Below are 19,802 nucleotides of genomic sequence, written 5' to 3' on the forward strand. Positions count from 1 at the left end.
AGGCTGCGATAGCGGTGGGTCAGGCAATGAAAATGCCAGCAGTACCGCCGCCTTCGCAGCCTCGCCGGGGCTCGACAGCTCCCACAGTTGAGCTCGGTCGTTGCCGGAATTGCGCTCGCAGGCACAACCCAACTTCACCTGACACAGCCGAGCCCTTGTGGGAGCTCCCGAGCTTTAGCAAGGCTGCGATAGCGGTGGGTCAGGCGACGAAAATACCAGCAGTACCGCCGCCTTCGCAGCCTCGCCGGGGCTCGACAGCTCCCACAGTTGATCTGCGTTGTAGCAGAAATTGTGTTCGCAGGCACAACCGAGATCCCCCCGACAACGCAGATCTCTTGTGGGAGCTCCACATGGTTGACTGCGTTACAGCCTGGCTGCAATCGCCAGCCCTACCTCTTGTGTCGAACCCTTCCCGCCCAAATCCGGTGTAATCGGTCCTTCGGCAATCACCGCCTCGATCGCCCGCAAAATCCCATCATGCGCCGCCCGGTAGCGTTCATCGCCATGGCCGAGGAAATCCAGCATCAACGCCCCCGACCAGATCATCGCTATCGGGTTTGCAATGTTCTGCCCGTAAATATCCGGGGCCGAGCCGTGCACCGGTTCAAACAGGGACGGAAACCGCCGCTGCGGGTCCAGGTTCGCCGAGGGCGCAATGCCGATTGTCCCGGCGCACGCCGGGCCCAGGTCCGACAGGATGTCGCCGAACAGATTCGACGCCACCACCACATCAAACCGATCCGGTTGCAGCACAAACCGCGCGCACAAGATATCGATGTGCTGTTTGTCCCAGGCTACCTCGGGATAATTCGCCGCCATCAGCGCCGTGCGCTCGTCCCAGTACGGCATGCTGATGGATATTCCGTTGGACTTGGTGGCCGCCGTCAAGCGCTTGCGCGGGCGGGTCTGGGCCAGGTCGAAGGCAAACTTGAGGATGCGATCGACACCCCGCCGGGTGAATACCGACTCCTGCAGCACGAACTCATGCTCGGTGCCTTCGAACATCTTGCCGCCCACCGATGAGTACTCACCCTCGGTGTTTTCGCGGATAACCACAAAGTCGATGTCCCCCGGCTCCCGCCCGGCCAGCGGGCATGGAACGCCAGGAAACAGGCGCACCGGGCGGATATTCACGTACTGGTCAAAGTCACGGCGGAACTTGAGCAGCGAGCCCCACAGGGAAATATGGTCCGGGACTTTGTCCGGCCAACCCACCGCGCCAAAGTAGATCGCGTCGAAGCCCTTGAGCTGTTCGAACCAGTCCTCGGGCATCATCTGCCCATGCTCCTGGTAGTAGTCACAGTGGGCCCAGTCGAGCACTTCGATGCTCAGGTCCAGCGCCCAGACCTTGGCGGCCCGCTCCAGTACCCGCAGCCCTTCGGGCAACACTTCCTTGCCTATGCCATCGCCGGCAATCGCGGCGATTCTGAATGCCTTGCTCATGGATCACCCCTCATTAACTGTCAGTTCAAACCGCCAATGTGGAAGGCTTTGACTTCAAGGTATTCATCCAGGCCGTACTTGCTGCCTTCGCGGCCCAACCCGGATTGCTTGATGCCGCCAAACGGCGCGATTTCCATGGAGATAATCCCGGTGTTGAGCCCGACCATGCCGAACTCCAGCGCTTCGCCGAAACGCCACGAGCGCTGCAAATCCTGGGTGAAATAATAGGCGCCCAGGCCGTACGGCGTGGCGTTGGCCAGCGCGAGCGCCTGGGCTTCATCGGTAAAGCGCATCAGCGGCGCCACCGGGCCGAAGGTTTCTTCATTGGCCAGCAGCATTCCGGCGTGGGTGTCGCCGAGCACCGTGGGCTGCACGAACTGGCTGTCGCCGCTGGGGATCGCACCGCAGAGCAGCTTGGCGCCCTGGCCCAGGGCATCGTCGATATGCCGCGCGACTTTGTCGACCGCCGCACGGTTGATCAGCGGGCCGATGGTCACGCCGTCTTCCAGGCCGTTGCCGACCTTGAGCTTGCCCACCTCTTGCACCAGGCGTGCGGCAAAACGCTCGTAAATCCCTTCTTGCACCAGGATGCGGTTGGCGCACACACAGGTTTGCCCGGCGTTGCGGAACTTGCTGATCATCACCCCCGCCACCGCCTGCTCCAGGTCGGCGTCGTCGAACACGATAAACGGCGCGTTACCGCCCAGTTCCAGGCTCAGGCGCTTGATGTGCTCGGCGCTCTGACGCATCAACAGGCGGCCGACGGCCGTGGAGCCGGTAAAGGAGATCTTGCGCACCGCCGGGTTACCGGTCAGCTCCGCGCCGATGCCGGCGGGCAGCCCGGTGATGACGTTGAACACGCCCGGCGGAATGCCGACGCGGTCAGCCAGCACGGCCAGGGCCAGGGCCGACAGCGGTGTGAGGTCCGACGGCTTGACGATGATCGGGCACCCGGCGGCCAGCGCAGGCGCGCACTTGCGGGTGATCATCGCGTTGGGGAAGTTCCACGGCGTGATCGCAGCGCACACGCCCACCGGTTGTTTCAACGTCAACAGACGGCGATCGCCACTGGGCGCCTGCATGGTTTCACCGTAGACCCGCCGCGCTTCCTCGGCGAACCATTTGACGAAGCCGGCACCGTAGCGCACCTCGCCCTTCGCTTCGTGCAGCGGCTTGCCCTGTTCGCTGGTCATGATCAGCGCCAGGTCGTCAAGGTTGTCGATCATCGCCTGGAACCAGCGCTCCAGCAGCGCCGCACGCTCGGCCGCAGGACGTGCGCGCCAGGCGGGCCAGGCCTGTTCGGCGGCGTCGATGGCGCGGCGTGTATCGACCGCGTCCATTGCCGGCACCTGCGCGAGCAACCGGCCGTTGGCGGGGTCGCGGATGTCCAGGGTGGCACCGCTGTCGGCGGCGATCCACTGGCCATCCACGTAGGCGAGTTCAGCCAGCAGGCTGGGGTCTTGCAAGCGATTCTTGAGCATGGTCGAGTCCTGATCCGAGACAGGTTTCAGTCTAGGGAACCGCCGCGGATGAGGATGCCGAAAGCGCGGTTGAAGCAGCGTGCCGTGCTGAATTTGCGCGCCGCACGGCAGGCTCTGCTAGGCCGTCAGCGAACCGAGCAAGCCTTGCAGGAAGCGCTCGCCGGCGTCCATCTGGCTGATCTCGATAAACTCGTCGGGCTTGTGCGCCTGCTCGATGGAACCTGGCCCGCACACCACCACCGGCACATCCAGGCGCTGCTTGAACAAACCGCCTTCGGTGCCGAACGAGACCTTGGCAGTGCCGGTACCCGGCGCGGCGAATTGCCTGAGAAAATGTACCGCCTCGACGCTGGGGTGGGTATCGAGGCCGGGGTAGACGTTGATGGTTTCAATCTCGATGGCCGCAACGCTGGAAAGTTTTTGCGCCTCGCGCACGATCACTTCGGCACGCTCGCGCATCTGGTCCAGGAACTGATCCAGGTTGTCGGCCGGCAAGTTGCGCACCTCGAAATCCAGGCTGCACAGGTTAGGCACGATGTTCAGCGCCTTGCCGCCGACAATCTGCCCGACATGCACGGTGCTGTAGGGCACGTCGTAGTCGGTGTCCTGGGCACCGTGGATTTGCAGTTGCCGCTGGCTTTCACGCAGGGCGGCGATGAAGTCACAGGCCACATGGATGGCGTTGACCGAGCGCGGGGCCAACGACGAGTGCGCCTCCTGGCCACGGCAGAGGGTGCGGTAGGACCCCTTGCCCTTGTGGCCCAGCACAAACTGCATATTGGTCGGTTCACCGATCACGCACAGAAACGGCCGCACCGGCGCCAGGTGCAGCACGTCGAGCAAGCGCCGTACGCCGACGCACCCGATCTCCTCGTCATGGGACAGGGCCAGTTGCAGCGGGCGGTTGAGGCTGTGGTCGGCGGCCTCGATCATGGCGTCGATGGCCAGGGCGATAAAGCCCTTCATGTCGCAACTGCCACGCCCGTAGATGCGCCCGTCCTGCACGGTGGCGGCGAAGGCGGGAAAGGTCCACGCCTGCCCCGCCGCCGGCACCACGTCGGTGTGCCCGGACAGCAACACCCCAGGTTGATCCTTGGGCCCGGTGCTGGCGAACAGGTTGGCCTTCCTGGCGCTCTGGTCCTTGACGATCAACGACTCGATGCCCTTGGTCAGCAGCAGCTCGCGCACGTAGTCGATCAGGGCCAGGTTCGATTCGGACGACACCGTGTCAAAGGCCATCAGCCGTTTGAGAATCTCGAGGACGCGGGGTTTCATGAGGCCTGGCTCCGTTGTTCGGCCGGTAAGGCGAACCGGGTGATTGAGAACGGCGCGATCGGGGTGCTGGTGCTGCCGGTGCTGAGCAGTTCGGCCATCACATCCCCCACGCCAGGGCCGAGCTGGAAGCCGTGGCCGCAAAAACCGAAGGCATAGAACAACCCGTCGACGGTGCCACTGGGGCCCATCACCGGCAGCGAGTCCGGCAGGTAGCCTTCGATGCCGCTCCACACACGGATAATGTTCAGATTACCGACGCCCGGCAGCAGGCGACGCATCTGGCTGACCTGATTGAGGATGCTGCGCGGCTCCACATAGGCGCGGCGGTTGAGCATGTCCGGCTTGCTGCGGTAACCGCCGCCGATGACGATATTGCCGCGCGGGATCTGGCGGAAGTAGATCACCTCTTCGGGGATTTGGGTGTACACACCGATTACCGTCGGCAAGGCGTAGGGCACCGGCTCCGTGACCGCCATTTGCGGGCCATGGGTATCCAGCGGCACCGGTTCGCCGAACTGCGCCGAGAGTTTCTGGCCCCAGGCGCCGGCGGTGATCAACAGTTGCGCGCCGTGGAACTGACGGCCGTCGGTTGTGGTGACGTGAAAATCGCCGCCGACCTTCTGCACGTCGGCGACCTCGCTGCGCTCTTCTATCCGTGCGCCCAGACGCGTGGCGGCACGTGCAAACGCAGGCGCCGCCAGGCGCGGGTTGGCATGGCCGTCGTGGGGCGCGTAGGAGCCGCCTTTGACGTCGGGGCCCAGAAAGCCGAAACGCTGGCGCAACTCGGCGCCGCGATAGATCCGCAAGTCCAGTTGCGCCGCTTCCGGTGCGGCGGCATAGGCCTCCAGCTCGGCGATTTCGTCTTCGCGGTAACACACGCGCATGTGCCCACTGGGGATGAATTCAAGGTCATCGTCGATCAGTTCCGGCAGGCGTTTCCACAGCGCCCATGAACGGTTGGCCAGGGCCAGTTGGCCGAGGAAGCGCCCTTGCCGCCGCACGTTGCCGAAGTTGACGCCGCTGGCGTACTGACCGATCTGGTCACGCTCCAGCAGGATCACCGACTGGCCGCGCCGGCGCAGAAAGAACGCCGCCGCCGAGCCCATCAACCCGCCGCCGACAATCACCACATCGGCTTTTTGCACATTCATGGCGCGACCTCCTCGATCAGCATTGATAACGGTTTGACCGGCGCCTGGCCGCGCTGGCGCCCGACTTCCTGCACCTGCACACCGGCGGCGGCGGCAATCACTTCGGCGCCGGCGTGGGCGCAATAACGCCCCTGGCAACGGCCCATGCCCACGCGGCTGAATGCCTTGGCGCGGTTGACTTCACAGGCACCCTTCTCGTTCACGGTGCGGCGCAGTTCACCGGCACTGATCATTTCGCAGCGGCACACGATGGCGCTGTCGGGCAGCGCCTTGGCCTGCTCGCTCGGCCACGGGAACGCCTGGGCCAGGCCAAGGCGAAATTGATCCATCACCGCCAAGGCTTGCTGTTGCCCGTCTCGCAAAGCGCTGTCCACCGGTTGCTGCAGGTCCTCGAGCAACGCCAACGCCACCAGGCGCCCGGCGTGCTCGGCGGCGTCGGCGCCACGGATCTTCGCGCCGTCACCGGCCGCGTACACGCCCTTCACCGAGGTGCGGCCGGCGTCGTCGGTCGCCAGCCACCACTGGCTCGACGCCTGATCAAACGCCATGGCGCAACCGGCCAGGTCGCCCAACTGGGTCTCGGGCCGCAGGTGATAGCCCAGCGCGACGGCATCGGCCTGCACCGTCGCGGTCCGGCCGCTGCCGGTGGTGAAGCGCACGCCCATTACGCCCTGGCTTGCATCGCCAAGCACTTGCAGCGGCTTGATCCCCAGGTGCACCGCCACCTTGGCGCGGTACAGCTGCGCCAGCAGCTTGATCCCGGTGAACAGCACGCCCGGACGCGCCAGCAGCTTGGGCAAGGCCTTCAACCGCAGGCTCAGGGGCGATGTATCGAGCACCGCCGCCACCTCGGCACCGGCTTTGACATATTGGCTGGCAACCAGATACAGCAAGGGCCCGCTGCCCATGAACACCACCCGATGGCCGATGGACACGGCCTGGTTTTTCAAGGCGATCTGCGCGCCGCCCAGGCTGTAGGTGCCCGCCAGGTGCCAGCCCTCGATGGGCATCAAGCGATCGGTGGCGCCGGTGCAGAGGATCAGCGCGTCGTAATCCACCGTGCGATGCCGGCCCTGGCTCACGCAGCACAACTGCCCCGGCGTGAGGTTCCATACCAGGGTATCGGGACGGTAGTCGATGGCCTCGCGCAGGCGGTCGAAACTCTGATGCAGGTCCTGAGCTTTGGCGGCTTCGCTGCCGTACAGCGTGGCGTAGTCGCGGGTGAAACCTTCTGGCTGGCGACGGTAGATCTGCCCGCCGTCGCGGCGATTTTCATCGATCAGGATCGGTTTGATGCCGGCCGCCAGCAAGGTTTCGGCGCAACGCACGCCGGCCGGTCCGGCACCGACGATCACTACCCGTGCAGTGGCCATGTTGCCTCCGGTTGTGTGGTGACAATGTCCAGCCCGTCACGGACTTCATTGGAACAGGCGCGCAGGCGTTCGCCGGCGCGGGTCCACACCCAGCAGTCCTGGCAGGCGCCCATCAGGCAGAAGCCGGCGCGGCGCCCGCTGTCGAATTCGGACTGGCGCAGCGCAGTGCCGTGAGTCAGCAGCGCGACCATCAGCGTGTCGCCCTGCAAGGCCTGGATGGGCGCACCATCCACTGTCAGGCTGACCGCCGGCCGGCCCTGTTCGGCCAGCCTCACAAAACGCCCGTTCATGCATACGCTCCCAAGTTCGTGGTGGTAACGCCCTGCTGCGTGTCGCGCAACCGGGCGCTGTCGTGGTGGCAAAGGATTTCACCGCCGTTGTCCAGGGCGCGACGCTTCGGCGCAGTGCGGTTGCACAGGCCATCGATGCGCACCGGGCAGCGGTCGAGAAAGGTGCACAGTTCCTGCACGTTGGCGCGCTCGCCAACCGGCGGCAGCGCGCCGCTGGTGGCGCCGCAGTGCTCCAGCCAACCCTGGCGCAATTCGGGCACCGAGTGGATCAGCAAGTCGGTATACGGATGGAACGGCGCCTCGGCAAACGACTGGCGGCTGCCGGCCTGCACCTTGTGGCCGCTGTACATCACCACAATGTCATCGCACAGCGCGCGCACGGTGGAGATGTCATGGCTGATGAACAGATACGACACGCCGAGTTGCTGGCGCAGGTCGCGCAGCAGTTCAAGGATCGCGGCGCCGACCACCGTATCCAAGGCCGATGTGACTTCGTCGCACAGGATCAGATCCGGTTTGGCCGCCAATGCGCGGGCCAGGTTGACCCGCTGCTTCTGCCCGCCGGACAGTTCGTTGGGGCGCCGTTCGGCGAGGTCGCGGGGCAGGCGCACCAGGTCGAGCAGTTCGCCGATGCGCGATTGCAGCGCCGCGCCTTTGAGGCCGAAGTACATTTTCAGCGGCCGGCTGATAATGCTCGCCACGCTGTGCATGGGGTTGAGCGCGGTGTCGGCGTTCTGGAACACCATCTGGATCCGCCGGAACTGTTCCGGCGTACGCTCTGCGAGGCTGCCGCCCAAGGCTTGGCCGTCGAAGGTCAAGCCACCCAGGGCCGGCGTCAGCAACCCTGCGACCACGCGGGCCAGGGTGGATTTACCCGAACCCGACTCACCGATCACACCGATGGCCTGGCCGCGTCGCACGGTCAGGTCGATGTCTTCCAGCACCCGAATCGACGGCATGCCGTGCATGTTCTTGTTGCCGTAGCCGGCGGTGAGGCCGCTGATGGTCAGCAACGGTACGTCCTGGGCGATGCCGCATGGCGGGCGAAGGGTGGTGTCCGGGCGTGCGGCGGCGAGCAGGCTGCGCGTGTATTCGTGGGCCGGGGCCTGGAGCAGCGGCGCCGTGGCGCTTTGCTCAAGGATCTGCCCGCCATTGAGCACCACGATCTGGTCGGCCATTTGCGCGACGACCGCCAGGTCGTGGGACACGTACACCGCCGTTGCGCCACGTTCACGCACCACACGCTTGAAGGCGCGCAGCACGTCGATCTGGGTGGTCACGTCGAGGGCGGTGGTAGGCTCGTCGAGCACCACCAGCAACGGATCGCTGATCAGCGCCATTGCCGCCATCACCCGTTGCAGCTGCCCACCGGAAACCTGGTGCGGATAGCGTCGAGCGATGCGTTCGGGGTCGGGCAGGGCCAGGTCGCGAAACAGCCCGATAGCTTTGGCGTGCAGCTCGGCGCGGGTGCCCAGGCCGTGAATCAACGCGCCTTCCACCACCTGGTCGATCAGCCTCTTGGCCGGGTTGAACGCCGCCGCGGCGCTTTGCGCGATATAGGACACGCGGTTGCCGCGCAGGCCTTGCAGCTGTTTTTCGCTGAGGGCGAGCATGTCGTGTTCGCCGACCTGCACCACTCCGCCGGACAAGCGACAGCCACGCCGGGCATAGCCCAACAACGCCAGGGCGATGGTGGTCTTGCCCGATCCGGACTCGCCGATCAGCGCCAGCACTTCACCTTTTTCCAGGGAAAAACTCACGCCCTTGACGATTTCCACGTCGCCGCGTTCGCCACACGCGACCACGCGCAGGTCTTCGACACGAATCAATTCGGTCATTTCAATGGCCTCCCGTGCGGCGACTACGTCGGGACGACAGGTAGTCGATCAACAGATTCACACCGATGGTCAGCGTGCCGATGGCCAGCGCCGGAATGATGATCGCCAGCGCGCCCTGGTTGAGCCCGCCGATGTTTTCGCGCACCAGTGAGCCAAGGTCAGCGTCCGGTGGTTGCACGCCGAGGCCGAGAAAGCTCATGCCGCTGAGCAACAGCACGATGTAGCCAAAGCGCAGGCCCAGGTCGGTCAAGACCGGGTTGAGCATATTCGGCAGAATCTCCATGCACGCCACATACAGGCGTCGTTCACCCCGGGTTCGCGCCACCTGCACGTATTCCAGAGCCTCGATGTTGACGGCCATGCTGCGGGCCACGCGGAACGAACCGGGGATGTAACTGATGACGGCGGTGCAGATCAGCAGCGTGACGGACGAGCCGAAGGCCGAGACCATGATCAGTGCAAGCATTTTGCTCGGGATCGAGATGAAGGCATCCATGATGCGGCTGATGATTTCGTCCAGCCACTTGGGCGAGACCACCGATAACAGCGCACAACCGGTGCCCAGGGCACTGGCCAACAATGCCGCGACCAGCGCCAGGCCGACTGTGAAGCGCGCGCCCACGAGCACGCGGCTGAGCATGTCGCGGCCCAGGTAATCGGTGCCGAACGGATGGGCAAGGCTGAAGCCTTCGAAAATGTTGTCGGACACCACCTCACCCACCGGGTGCGGCGCCAGCCAGGGGCCGAACAGCGCCACCAGCAACCAGGCCACGCACACCACGGCGCCCAGCAGCCCAAGCCACGACGGGCCGCTGGAAACCTTGGCGAGTGCCAGGGCCGACGAGACAGGCTTTGACTTCGCAATGAGCGTGTTCATTGGTTTCTCAGCCTCGGGTTGGACAGGATTGCGCACAGGTCGGCGAGCAGCACCAAGGCCAGGTAGGCCGCGCAGAACAACATGGTGCAGGCTTGCACCAGCGCCATGTCACGGTTGGTCACGGCATCGACCATCAAACTGGCGATGCCCGGATAGTTGAAGATGGTTTCGACGATCACTACGCCCCCCAACAGGTATGACAGGCTCAGGGCAATGGCGTTGGCAATCGGCCCGATCGCATTGGGCAAGGCATGGCGCAACACGATGCGTATCGGGCTGACGCCCTTGAGCCGGGCCATTTCCACGTAGGGGCTGTCGAGCTGGTCGATCACGGCGGCGCGGGTCATGCGCGCCATTTGTGCCACGATCACGCAACACAGGGTCATCACCGGCAAGGCATAGGTGCGCATGAATTGCAGCGGCGAGGTGATGTCGCTGGCGTAAGACAGCGCCGACAGCCAACCGAGGTTGACCGCGAAGATCAGCACCGCCAGGGTGGCCACCAGGAACTCCGGCACTGCGACCATCGCCAGGGTTACGAAGCTCAGGCAGCTGTCGATACGTCCACCCCGGCCCATCGCCGAGCCGATGCCGAGCACCAGCGCCACCGGCACCGACACCAACGCCGTTGCGCCCGCCAGCATCAACGTGTTGGGCACCCGCCCCGCCATCAACTCACCCACCGGCATCGCGTTGGACACTGACACGCCCATGTCGCCGGTGAGCAGGCTCATCAACCAGTGCAGGTAGCGCAACACACCGGGCTGGTCCAACCCCAGTTTCAGGCGCAGTGCCGCCACCTGTTCAGGGGTCGCGAACTGGCCGAGGGATTGTTGCGCCGCGTCCCCCGGCAGCACGGCCGTGATCGCAAACACGACCATGGACACGATCAACAGGGTCACGACCCCGGCGCCGAAGCGCCGGCCGATCAACCACAGGGTATTGCTATTCATCGCACTGCCCTCCTCACGCGTCCAGCCACACCTGCTCGGCGAACATGTAGCCCATGAAGCCGCCCAGCGGGTTGGCGTCATAGCCTTTGATGCGCTGGTCGACACCGTCGATGTTGCTGATGAACACCGGCACGCCGATACCGCAGTGGTCGTGCACCAGGGCCTGCATGTCGCCGTACATCCTGGCGCGCTTGGCATCGTCGGTTTCGCCACGGGCCAGCATCAGCAGTTGGTCGAACTGCTCGTTCTGCCAGCCGGACTCGTTCCACGGCGCCTTGGACTGGAAGAACTGCGAGAACATCACGTCGGCGTTCGGCCGTGGGTTGATGTTGCCGAAGCTCAACGGGTGCTTCATCCAGTGGTTGGACCAGTAGCCGTCACTGGGCAGGCGGTTCACGTTCAGGGTGAGCCCGGCCTGTTTGGCCGATTGCTGCAACAGCACGGCGATGTCTACCGAGCCGGTGGCGGCAGGCGACGCCATGACCGGCATGGTGATTTTTTCCATGCCGGCTTTCTTCAACAGGAACCTGGCTTTTTCCGGATCGTAGACCGTCTGCGGCAGGTCGGTGTTGAAGTAACGCGAACCCGGCGCAATCGGATGGTCGTTGCCGACCACGGCAAAGCCACGGAACACTGCGGACTTGACCTGTTCACGGTCCAGCAGCAGCTTCATGGCCTGGGTGAATTCAGGGCTTTTGCCGGGCAACTGGTCCTGGCGGATGATCAAGTCAGTGTAGTTGCCCGACGGCGCATCGACGACGCGGTGTTTGGCACTGGCGGCAATGCGCGTGGTGGAGCGCGGGTTGACCTCGTTGATCATGTGCACGTCGCCGGACAATAGCGCATTGACCCGCGACGGCTCGTCGCCGATGGCGATGAATTCGATTTCGTCGAGGTACGGCAGGCCCGGTTTCCAGTAATTCTTGTTGCGCACCGCAATCGAGCGCACACCCGGCTTGAATTCGCCGACCGTGAACGGCCCGGTGCCGATGCCTTTGCTGAAGTCGGTGGTGCCTTCGGGCACGATCAACAGGTGCGACACGGCGAGGATCGACGGCAGCTCGGCGTTGGGCGCGCTGAGACGGATCTGCACTTCGTTCGGGCCGCTGGCCTTGATTTCGGCGAACTGCTCCATCAGCGGCATGACTTTGGAGCCGGTGAGCGGGTCCTTGTGACGGCTGAGGGAGAACACCACGTCAGCCGCGGTGAGGCTCTTGCCGTTGTGGAAGGTCACGTCCTTGCGCAGGGTGATGGTCCACAGCGTGGCGTCGGTGTTGTCGATCCGCTCGGCCAGTTGCAGTTGCGGCACCAGGTGCTTATCGAAACGGGTCAAGCCGTTGTAGAACATGAAGTGGCGCACGTAGTCGGTGGACAGCGCGCCCTTGGCCGGGTCGAGGGTATCGGCGGTGGAACTGGACATGCCGGCAACACGGATCCTGCCGCCTGGCTTGCCCTTGCCCGCCTGCGTTGCCTCCTCGGCGAACAGCTTGCCGGCGGCGCCGAACAGGCTGCCTGCGCCAGCCGCGGCGACACCCGCCACGCCGAGCATCTGCAGGGCGTTGCGGCGCGACATGCCACGGTTGAGGCTTTCGAATACCCGCAGGCTGTCCTGGCCGGAGATAAGCTCGGGGGTGTTTTTGTTGTCAGTCATATCAAGGCTACCTGTCGATAATCGGAAGAATCGAGTGCTACGGATGTCCGCAGCGTCCTGGAAACACAAACGACGGTGACGCAACAACGGCGACTCAGTGCAAATAGTCCTGGAAGCGGTAATAAGCCCCCACGAAGGGCAGGAACCACGGCTTGCCGAAATGCCCCGGGATCGCTGGCCAGTCCAGTTCGCCCCACGGGTTGGCCGCCGTGTTGCCGGCCATGACCTCGGCCATCACCTGGCCCATGTGCACCGACATCTGCACGCCATGGCCGCTGTAGCCCATGGAATGGAACACGCCGCCATGCTGGCCGGCGCGGGGCAGGCGGTCGGACGTCATGTCCACCAGCCCGCCCCAGCAGTAGTCGATCTTCACGCCGGCCAATTGCGGGAACATGTTCAGCATCGCGGCCTGCAGCACCTTGCCGCTCTTGGCGTCGGAGACGCTGTCGGACATGGCAAACCGCGCACGCCCGCCAAACAGCAGGCGGTTGTCCGGGGTCAGGCGAAAGTAGTTGCCGATCATGCGGCTGGTCACATAAGCCCGGTGTTGGGGCAGCAGTTGATCGATCAGCGCTTGGGGCAAGACTTCGGTGGCAATGACAAAGCTGCCCACCGGCACGATCCGTCGGCGGTACCAGCCCAGGTCGCCGTGCTGGCAAGCGCCCGTCGCCAGCAGCACTTGCCCGGCATGCAGCGAGCCCTTGGCGGTGTTGACCTGGTAGCCGCCGGCCTGGGGTTTCCAATCCTTGACCGCGGTGTGCTCGTAGATCATCGCGCCGCGTCGCGCCGCCGCTTCGGCCAGGCCGACGCCAAAGCGGCCGACGTGCATCTGCACGCCGTTGCGCTGCAACAAGCCGCCATGGAACTGCGCCGAATTGACTTCGGCACGGGTCTGCTCGGCGCTGAGCAACTCGACATCGGCATCCACCTCTTGGCGGATCAACTCGCAGGTGCGGGCCAGCCCTTCGTAATGCATCGGCTTGGCCGCCAGCTTCAGCTTGCCATTGCGCACCATGTCGCAGGCGATCCCTTCCTGCTCGACCAGCGAAACCACGGTGTGCACCGCACTTTCATAGGCCTGGTAATAGGCGCGTGCCTTGGCCGCACCGAGGCTGGCATGCAGCCCGGCATAATCTTGGGCCACCCCGGTGTTGCACTGCCCACCGTTGCGCCCCGAGGCCTCACCGATCACCCGCCCGGCGTCCAGCACTACCACGCTGGCGCCCTTGAGCGCCAATGCCCGCGCCGCCGCCAGGCCGGTGAACCCAGCGCCGACGACCGCCACGTCGACCTGCCCGGGCAAGCCACCCGGTTGGGTACCGGTAAACGCCGGTGCGGTGTCGAGCCAATAGGATTCACTGCCCATGTCGTGCCCTCGAGGTGCGCGTTTACAGACCGACCAACGCCGGCAAGCCACCGATATCGGTGATCTGCTGGTAACCGTAGAACGCATTGCCCGGCACTTCGTGGCCACGGGCAACGAACGCCTTGTTCTTGATTTTCATGTCGTGGGCCGGCATCAGGTCGTAACGGAAGCTGGAAGACACATGCAAGATGTCTTCCGGCCCGCAGCCGAGGTTGTCGAGCATGAACTCGAACGCTGCCAGGCGCGGCTTGTAGGCCTGTGCCTGTTCAGCGGTGAACACCTTGTGGAACGGCGCGCCAAGCTTGTCGACGTTGGACATGATCTGGCTGTCGCTGGCGTTGGAGAAAATCACCAGCGGGATCTTGTCGGCAATCTTCGACAGGCCGGCCGGCACATCCGCATGCGGGCCCCAAGTCGGCACGGCGTCGTAATACAACTGGCCTTCTTCGCGGTAGTCGATACCCCAGCGCTTGCAGGTACGCGCCAGGGCGGTCTTGAGAATGTCGTCGTAGGGGCGCCAGTCGCCCATGACCTGGTCGAGGCGATAGGCCGAGAAGTCCTTGACGAACTGGTCCATCTGCTCGGGTGTGATGCGGTCGGCGAACAGCTCGCGGGTCATGGTGCCCATGTGGAAGTTGGTCAGCGTACCGTAGCAGTCGAACGTAATGAATTTGGGACGAAGAAAGCTCATGGAGTGCGGTCCTGAAGTCAGTTGAGTGTGGCAAGCGTTCGCTGCCCTGGCGGCGCGTCGGCCTCGTTGCAGCACAGCTTCATTACACCACTGTGAAATCAGCATATGCCGTCTAAAACGACCTGCGCTCAATACAAACCACCGTTTTGGTGGCTGGCCTCAGCAGACTTTGCGGTGCGCGCCAGGCTTGGGCAGGGCCTTTGTTTGTGCGCTTTTAGGGGGCTTTCCGGTGGCGGAGGCTTAAGAATGGGGGGTGCGGGCGGCAGAAAGTGTGGCGAGTTGCTTAGCCTGCCCTGTAGTGAGCGGGCTTGCCCCGCGCTGGGGGGGCGAAGCCGCCCTAATGCAGTCACCGCCGATTTACAGATAAAACCGAGTCGCCCGGTTTGGGGCGGCTTCGCCCCCCAGCGCGGGGCGAGCCCGCTCACTACAAAGCATTTGCTGCTGCGCACCCGCACCAATTAAGTAGCAACTGTGGCCGCGCCTCGCACAGCCCGAGGAATCTACCGAATGTACCCGCCCCTCTTGCCAGCCTTCAGACCAGATGGGATACAAGCAGCCAGCGACACACAAACCACGCAAAACGGAGGCTCGCCATGTCCGCCCTGCCACACCCCACTTATATCTACCGCCCGATGACAGTGGCCGACCTGCCCTCCGCCCATGCCTTGTCGGTGCAGCTCAAATGGCCGCACCGCCTGGAAGACTGGGCGATGTTGCAACGGGTCAGCGACGGCTTCGTGGTGATGGACGGCGATCGCCTGATCGGCAGCGCCTTCACCTGCCCACAGGGCGATTACGCGAGCATCGGCCTGGTGATCGTCAGCAATGACTACCAAGGCCAAGGCATCGGTCGCCGTTTGATGGAAAAGGCCCTCGCCGCCTGCGATTCACGCACGCCCCTGCTCAACGCCACGCTCGCCGGCGCGCCGCTGTATGCCAGCCAGGGCTTTGTCGAGTATGGCCGGGTCCAGCAGCATCAAGGCCAGGCGCTGGTGCCCGACCTTGCGGCCTTGGCACCCGGCGAAAGCTGCCGTGCGCTGGGCGCCGATGATCACGCCACGCTGCTGGCCCTGGCCAAGGCCGCCAGCGGCCTGGATCGCCGTGAAGTATTGCGCGACCTGCAGGTCGAACACGCGGTCGGCATCGAACGCGATGGCCAGTTACGCGGCCTCGCCCTGCTACGCCCGTTTGGCCGTGGCCGTTGCATCGGCCCGGTGGTGGCCGAGAACCTCAACCAGGCCAAACACCTGATCGCGGCGTTACTGGCGCAGGTCCCCGACACCTTCGTGCGCATCGACATCCCCGTGGCGTGTGGCCTCAGCGACTGGCTCGAGCAAGCCGGCTTGAAGAACATCGACACCGTCGCACAGATGGCCCTCGGTACACCGCCCCAGGCCAGCCAGGGCGTGCAGCCTTTTGCCCTGATCACCCAGGCGATCGGCTGACTTCCCTCACGGAGCAATACCCATGTCATTACCCCAGATCCTGCTGTTGGCACGCGCCGATGGCAGCCGCATTGCCACGTCCTTCAACCACGCAGCGCTGAGCGCGCTTGATCCGTTCGGCGACAGCCGCCAACTCGCCTGGCTGGGCGATGACGGTGTGTCCGCGGGCAGGGTGCGGTTCAGCGGTAACACCGTGATTGAAGACTTCCCCCACAGCGAGACATTAGTGGTGCACGCCGGCCATGTGGTGCTCAGCAGCGCGGGACAAACGTTGCAGCTGGGCGTCGGCGCAAGCGCCGTGATCGGCCGGGGTACCCAGCTTACCGTGCAGGCGAACGACCACAGTGAATGGGCGTTCTGCGCCCTCAACCTGGCCGACGCCCCGGCCCGCCCCGGCCTGACCTTTCTCGACCCCTGCACCCTGCTCGACCCCTCGGCCGCCCCGGAACCGGCGATCCTGATCGGCCCAACGCCGCAGTGCCGCGCGCTCAACCTGTTCGACGACGCGACCACCGAGTTGCGCATCGGCCTCTGGGACTCAACGCCCTACACCCGCCACGGCCGCCCGCACAAATTGCACGAACTGATGCACCTGCTCGAAGGCAGCGTCACGTTGCGTGATGACCAGGGTAGCGACCTGACCGTCAACCCCGGCGACACGGTTTTCGTGGCCAAAGGCGCACCGTGCGCCTGGGAGAGCACGGTTTATGTACGCAAGGTGTATGCGGTGAAGTGAGCGGATCAGCGCGATCCGATCACACCTTCGACGCCTCTCACATACCGAGCCGGATTCAGCAGAATATTCCTTGCAGGCTTGAACTACGGCATCTTTCGCCTGGGTGGTTTTGTTAGCGTATCCAGACGCCCGGCCCCGCTGTTCGCAGCGCTTATCACCGCTCCAAGGAGCCCGTTGGATGACCACACACTCTTCGAATAGCGACAGCGTTGATCTGCCAACGTCCCAGCAGTTTTACATCAACGGCCGTTGGACGAACCCTGCCGTCCCGGCCAGTTTGCCGGTGGTCAACCCGGCCACCGAAGAGGTGGTGGCGCAGGTGGCGCGCGGCTCGGCCGAGGATGTGGACCGCGCGGCCGCGGCGGCGCGTGCAGCGTTCCCTGAGTGGTCTGCTCGCTCCGTCGAGTCGCGCGCGCATGTCATCGGAAAAATCCATGAGCTGATCCTTGAGCGCAAAGAGGCACTGGCGCAGGCCATTTCGCTCGAGATGGGTGCCGCCATCGGTTTTGCGCGAGCCATGCAGGTGCCGCTGGCGGCCGAACACGTTCGCGTTGCACGGGAACTGCTGTCCAGCTATCGCTTTCGCACGGTCGAGAACGGTACTGCGATTGAACGCGAGCCCATCGGGGTGTGCGGCCTGATCACACCTTGGAACTGGCCGCTGTACCAAATCACCGCAAAAGTCGCGCCGGCCATCGCCGCCGGGTGCACCGTCGTCTTGAAACCCAGTGAACTGTCACCCCTGAGCGCCCTGCTTTTTGCACAACTGCTGCACGACGCAGGCGTGCCGCCCGGCGTGTTCAACCTGGTCAACGGCAGCGGCCCGGAAGTGGGCGCCGCCATTGCGGCCCACCCGGACATCGATATGATTTCCATCACCGGCTCGAACCGCGCCGGTGCGCTGGTTGCACAGGCCGCCGCCACGACCGTGAAGCGGGTCACACAGGAATTGGGCGGCAAGTCGCCGAATGTGCTGTTGCCCGACGCAGACTTCGCCAAGGCCGTGCCGCTGGGCGTGCTGTCGGCGTTTCGCAACGTCGGGCAGTCGTGCAGCGCGCCGACCCGGATGATCGTGCCCAGGAACCGCCTGGCAGAGGTCGAAGCCCTGGCGGCGCAGACTGCCAATGCTCTGATCGTCGGTGAGCCGCAATTGGATGCGACCCAATTGGGCCCGATAGCCAACGAAGCGCAATTCAATCGCGTTCAAGCGATGATCCAGGCAGGTCTCGATGAAGGGGCAAAACTGGTGTGCGGTGGGCCCGGGCGTGCGCCGGGTTTTGCAAAGGGATTTTATGTCCGACCGACTGTGTTCTCTGAAGTGGCCACGGCGATGCGCATCGCTCAAGAGGAAATATTCGGCCCGGTGCTCTGCCTCATTGCGTATGACACGGTCGATGAAGCGGTCGCGATCGCCAACGACACGGTCTACGGGCTGGGCGCCCATGTTCAGGGGCAGGACCTTGACCTTGCACGTGCCGTCGCGTCGCGCATCCGGGCCGGGCAAGTGCACCTGAACTACCCGGCCTGGAACCCCATGGCGCCCTTCGGTGGCTACAAGCGCTCGGGGAACGGCCGGGAGTACGGTGTCTTTGGTTTTGAGGAATACCTGGAAACCAAGGCCATCATCGGCTTTGACTGATTGCGCTTAACGCCGCGCGCTGACCGCCGAAGCGTCGTTGGACACGATGACTTCCACACGGCGATTCAACTGGCGTGACGGCGCGCTCAGGTTGTCGGCGACCGGGAATTGCTTGCCATAGCCGACCACCGCCATGCGCTCGAATCCCACACCGAGGCGTTGCAGGCCACGGGCGACCGCATGGGCACGCAGCTCGGACAAGCGCTGGTTGTAGGCATCGCCACCGGTGCTGTCGGTGAAGCCCTCTACGCGTACCTGACGTTCCGGGTTCTGCACCAGGAAGTTCGCCAGCCCCTGCAAGTCCCGTTGGCTGCCCGGCTTCAGGTCGGCCCTGCCGGTATCGAACAGCACGTCGCCAAAGGTGACGACCTGGCCACGCTCGGTCGGCTGGGCCTTGATCGCTTGCAGCGCCTTGAGCTGCGCGGTGCGCACGTCGAGCTGCACCTGGGTACGGTCGACCGCGATGTTATCGAGTTGGGCGTCGGTCTTGCGGCTGACGATGGTCTGCTCGGCCAGGGCGATTTTCTGCGTTGCCAAGTAGGCGAGCTGGTCGATCTGCGGGTCGGTACGGCTGTGCAGTGACACCTGGTTGGCGCGGTCCAGCGCGTTGGACGCGATGCGCGTTTCGACCGCCGCCAGGGTGTTGGACTCGGGTTTCTCCTGCAGGCTGGAGAACTGGCTGCGCGCTTGCAGCAGTTGTGGATTTTCCGGAGGGGTGGCGCAACCGGCCAGCGCCAGGCCCAGGGCCGAAAGAACGGGAATGACTAAAGTGGCACGCATGGGGGATCCTCAGTGGGTAGTCGCGGGGGCGTTGAGCATTTCCTGCTTGAGCACCTGGATGCCCTCTCGCGCCTGCTTCAAGACCTGTTGTTTACGCACGGCAGTGGCCTTGGCTTCGGCCAGACTGGCGTCGGCTTCGATCTGGTCGGCCAAGGCGTCGACTTCGACGTAATTCATTTCGCCGATGGCCTGCTCCATGCGCGCCAGTTTGTCCTGGGCGGTCTTCATCTCCAGCGGGGCGAACTGGGTCGCTTGTGCCGCCAGGGCACGTCCTACCGAATCACGGGCCAGGGAGATTTTTGCCGCAGGCGGCGGCGTCGCGGCACAGCCTGCCAAGGCACCGGCGACGATCACGGCCCAGGCCGAGCGGCGCAGGCGTTTGCTCACACTGGTCATCTTCATGTTTTGACTCCTAAGCATTCACTGAGGGCTTTGGGCTGATGGGAACAGCCTTGCCGCCTCGCTTGCGTTCAAGCGACCGCACCATCCTAGGAAGAAAAAAACGGGCAGGAAGAATGAAAAATCCCACTTAGTTGTGGGATTTCTCTCAGAGAAACAGGCTGTGTTCGAGCCGAGCGACAACCCGAAAACCTTGTCGGAAAATTCCGAGACGCGCAAACGCAGAAAGTCAGCCTGGATCATGGTTTTCTGTGGGAGCTGGCTTGCCTGCGATGCAGACACCTCGGTCCCTCAGGCACACTCAGTTGATGCCATCGCAGCATGGGTATCTACACAACTTTCAGTTGACCAATCTCCCTGTGGGAGCTGTCGAGCTTTAGCGAGGCTGCGAAAGCGGTGGGTCAGGCGACC

The 19,802-nt window shown here is 64.3% G+C and carries 17 protein-coding genes; 3 read left to right on the forward strand and 14 right to left on the reverse strand.

All coding sequences use genetic code 11. The features are described 5' to 3' along the window. Positions 1–363 precede the first annotated feature (363 nt). The 12 genes from H0Z09_RS26695 to H0Z09_RS26750 all read right to left on the reverse strand — a co-directional run bounded on the left by H0Z09_RS26695 (position 364) and on the right by H0Z09_RS26750 (position 14,392). Complete coding sequence (locus H0Z09_RS26695; RefSeq protein ID WP_186694798.1) at positions 364–1,443, reverse strand: tartrate dehydrogenase; 1,080 nt, start codon at positions 1,441–1,443, stop codon at positions 364–366. Between the two features lie 20 nt (positions 1,444–1,463). Beyond that, on the reverse strand, positions 1,464–2,924 hold the full coding sequence (locus tag H0Z09_RS26700) for an NAD-dependent succinate-semialdehyde dehydrogenase (protein WP_186694799.1): 1,461 nt from the start codon (positions 2,922–2,924) through the stop codon (positions 1,464–1,466). Positions 2,925–3,041: 117 nt separating this feature from the next. After that, on the reverse strand, positions 3,042–4,199 hold the full coding sequence (gene argE, locus H0Z09_RS26705; protein WP_186694800.1) for an acetylornithine deacetylase: 1,158 nt from the start codon (positions 4,197–4,199) through the stop codon (positions 3,042–3,044). After that, positions 4,196–5,350 carry an FAD-binding oxidoreductase gene (locus H0Z09_RS26710; protein WP_186694801.1) on the reverse strand — a complete coding sequence of 385 codons (1,155 nt, stop codon included), beginning with the start codon at positions 5,348–5,350 and terminating at the stop codon, positions 4,196–4,198. Before H0Z09_RS26710 ends, argE begins: the two co-directional genes overlap by 4 nt. Beyond that, a complete protein-coding gene (locus tag H0Z09_RS26715) occupies positions 5,347–6,723 on the reverse strand; it encodes an FAD-dependent oxidoreductase (protein WP_186694803.1) in 1,377 nt (458 codons plus the stop codon). The genes H0Z09_RS26710 and H0Z09_RS26715 overlap by 4 nt, the downstream gene beginning before the upstream one ends. Further along, positions 6,705–7,013, reverse strand: a complete 309-nt coding sequence (locus H0Z09_RS26720) for a (2Fe-2S)-binding protein (protein WP_076950950.1) — start codon at positions 7,011–7,013, stop codon at positions 6,705–6,707. The genes H0Z09_RS26715 and H0Z09_RS26720 overlap by 19 nt, the downstream gene beginning before the upstream one ends. Further along, entirely contained in the window at positions 7,010–8,851 is a 1,842-nt protein-coding gene (locus H0Z09_RS26725; protein ID WP_186694805.1) for an ABC transporter ATP-binding protein, read from the reverse strand. The genes H0Z09_RS26720 and H0Z09_RS26725 overlap by 4 nt, the downstream gene beginning before the upstream one ends. Position 8,852: 1 nt before the next feature. Continuing rightward, positions 8,853–9,728: an ABC transporter permease gene (locus H0Z09_RS26730; protein WP_186694807.1), complete on the reverse strand. Its 876-nt coding sequence runs from the start codon at positions 9,726–9,728 to the stop codon at positions 8,853–8,855. After that, the gene (locus H0Z09_RS26735; RefSeq protein ID WP_076950953.1) at positions 9,725–10,681 is read right to left on the reverse strand and encodes an ABC transporter permease; all 957 of its coding nucleotides are present in this window, start codon (positions 10,679–10,681) and stop codon (positions 9,725–9,727) included. The genes H0Z09_RS26730 and H0Z09_RS26735 overlap by 4 nt, the downstream gene beginning before the upstream one ends. A 13-nt stretch (positions 10,682–10,694) precedes the next feature. Further along, on the reverse strand, positions 10,695–12,332 hold the full coding sequence (locus H0Z09_RS26740; protein WP_186694810.1) for an ABC transporter substrate-binding protein: 1,638 nt from the start codon (positions 12,330–12,332) through the stop codon (positions 10,695–10,697). Positions 12,333–12,426: 94 nt separating this feature from the next. Further along, positions 12,427–13,701 carry an FAD-binding oxidoreductase gene (locus H0Z09_RS26745; RefSeq protein WP_186694812.1) on the reverse strand — a complete coding sequence of 425 codons (1,275 nt, stop codon included), beginning with the start codon at positions 13,699–13,701 and terminating at the stop codon, positions 12,427–12,429. 22 nt (positions 13,702–13,723) lie between these two features. Then, positions 13,724–14,392 (reverse strand): haloacid dehalogenase type II, encoded by a 669-nt coding sequence (locus tag H0Z09_RS26750; protein WP_076950956.1) that lies wholly within the window; start codon positions 14,390–14,392, stop codon positions 13,724–13,726. A 593-nt stretch (positions 14,393–14,985) separates the two neighbouring features. On the opposite strand from H0Z09_RS26750, the gene H0Z09_RS26755 reads away from it, so the two are divergent. The 3 genes from H0Z09_RS26755 (at position 14,986) to H0Z09_RS26765 (ending at position 18,212) form a co-directional block, all read left to right on the forward strand. Next, the gene (locus tag H0Z09_RS26755; protein WP_186694814.1) at positions 14,986–15,837 is read left to right on the forward strand and encodes a GNAT family N-acetyltransferase; all 852 of its coding nucleotides are present in this window, start codon (positions 14,986–14,988) and stop codon (positions 15,835–15,837) included. A 22-nt stretch (positions 15,838–15,859) separates the two neighbouring features. Further along, complete coding sequence (locus H0Z09_RS26760; protein WP_186694816.1) at positions 15,860–16,573, forward strand: cupin domain-containing protein; 714 nt, start codon at positions 15,860–15,862, stop codon at positions 16,571–16,573. Positions 16,574–16,751: 178 nt separating this feature from the next. After that, the gene (locus tag H0Z09_RS26765) at positions 16,752–18,212 is read left to right on the forward strand and encodes an aldehyde dehydrogenase family protein (RefSeq protein ID WP_186694818.1); all 1,461 of its coding nucleotides are present in this window, start codon (positions 16,752–16,754) and stop codon (positions 18,210–18,212) included. Between the two features lie 6 nt (positions 18,213–18,218). On the opposite strand, the gene H0Z09_RS26770 is transcribed toward H0Z09_RS26765, so the two are convergent. Both H0Z09_RS26770 and H0Z09_RS26775 read right to left on the reverse strand, forming a co-directional pair. Next, positions 18,219–18,992, reverse strand: a complete 774-nt coding sequence (locus H0Z09_RS26770) for an OmpA family protein (protein WP_186694820.1) — start codon at positions 18,990–18,992, stop codon at positions 18,219–18,221. Between the two features lie 9 nt (positions 18,993–19,001). After that, positions 19,002–19,394, reverse strand: coding sequence for a DUF4398 domain-containing protein (locus tag H0Z09_RS26775; RefSeq protein WP_186694822.1), 393 nt, complete (start codon positions 19,392–19,394; stop codon positions 19,002–19,004). Positions 19,395–19,802: the final 408 nt, after the last annotated feature.

It is taken from the genome of Pseudomonas sp. SWRI18, assembly GCF_014268345.1.
Lineage (GTDB): Bacteria > Pseudomonadota > Gammaproteobacteria > Pseudomonadales > Pseudomonadaceae > Aquipseudomonas > Aquipseudomonas cedrina.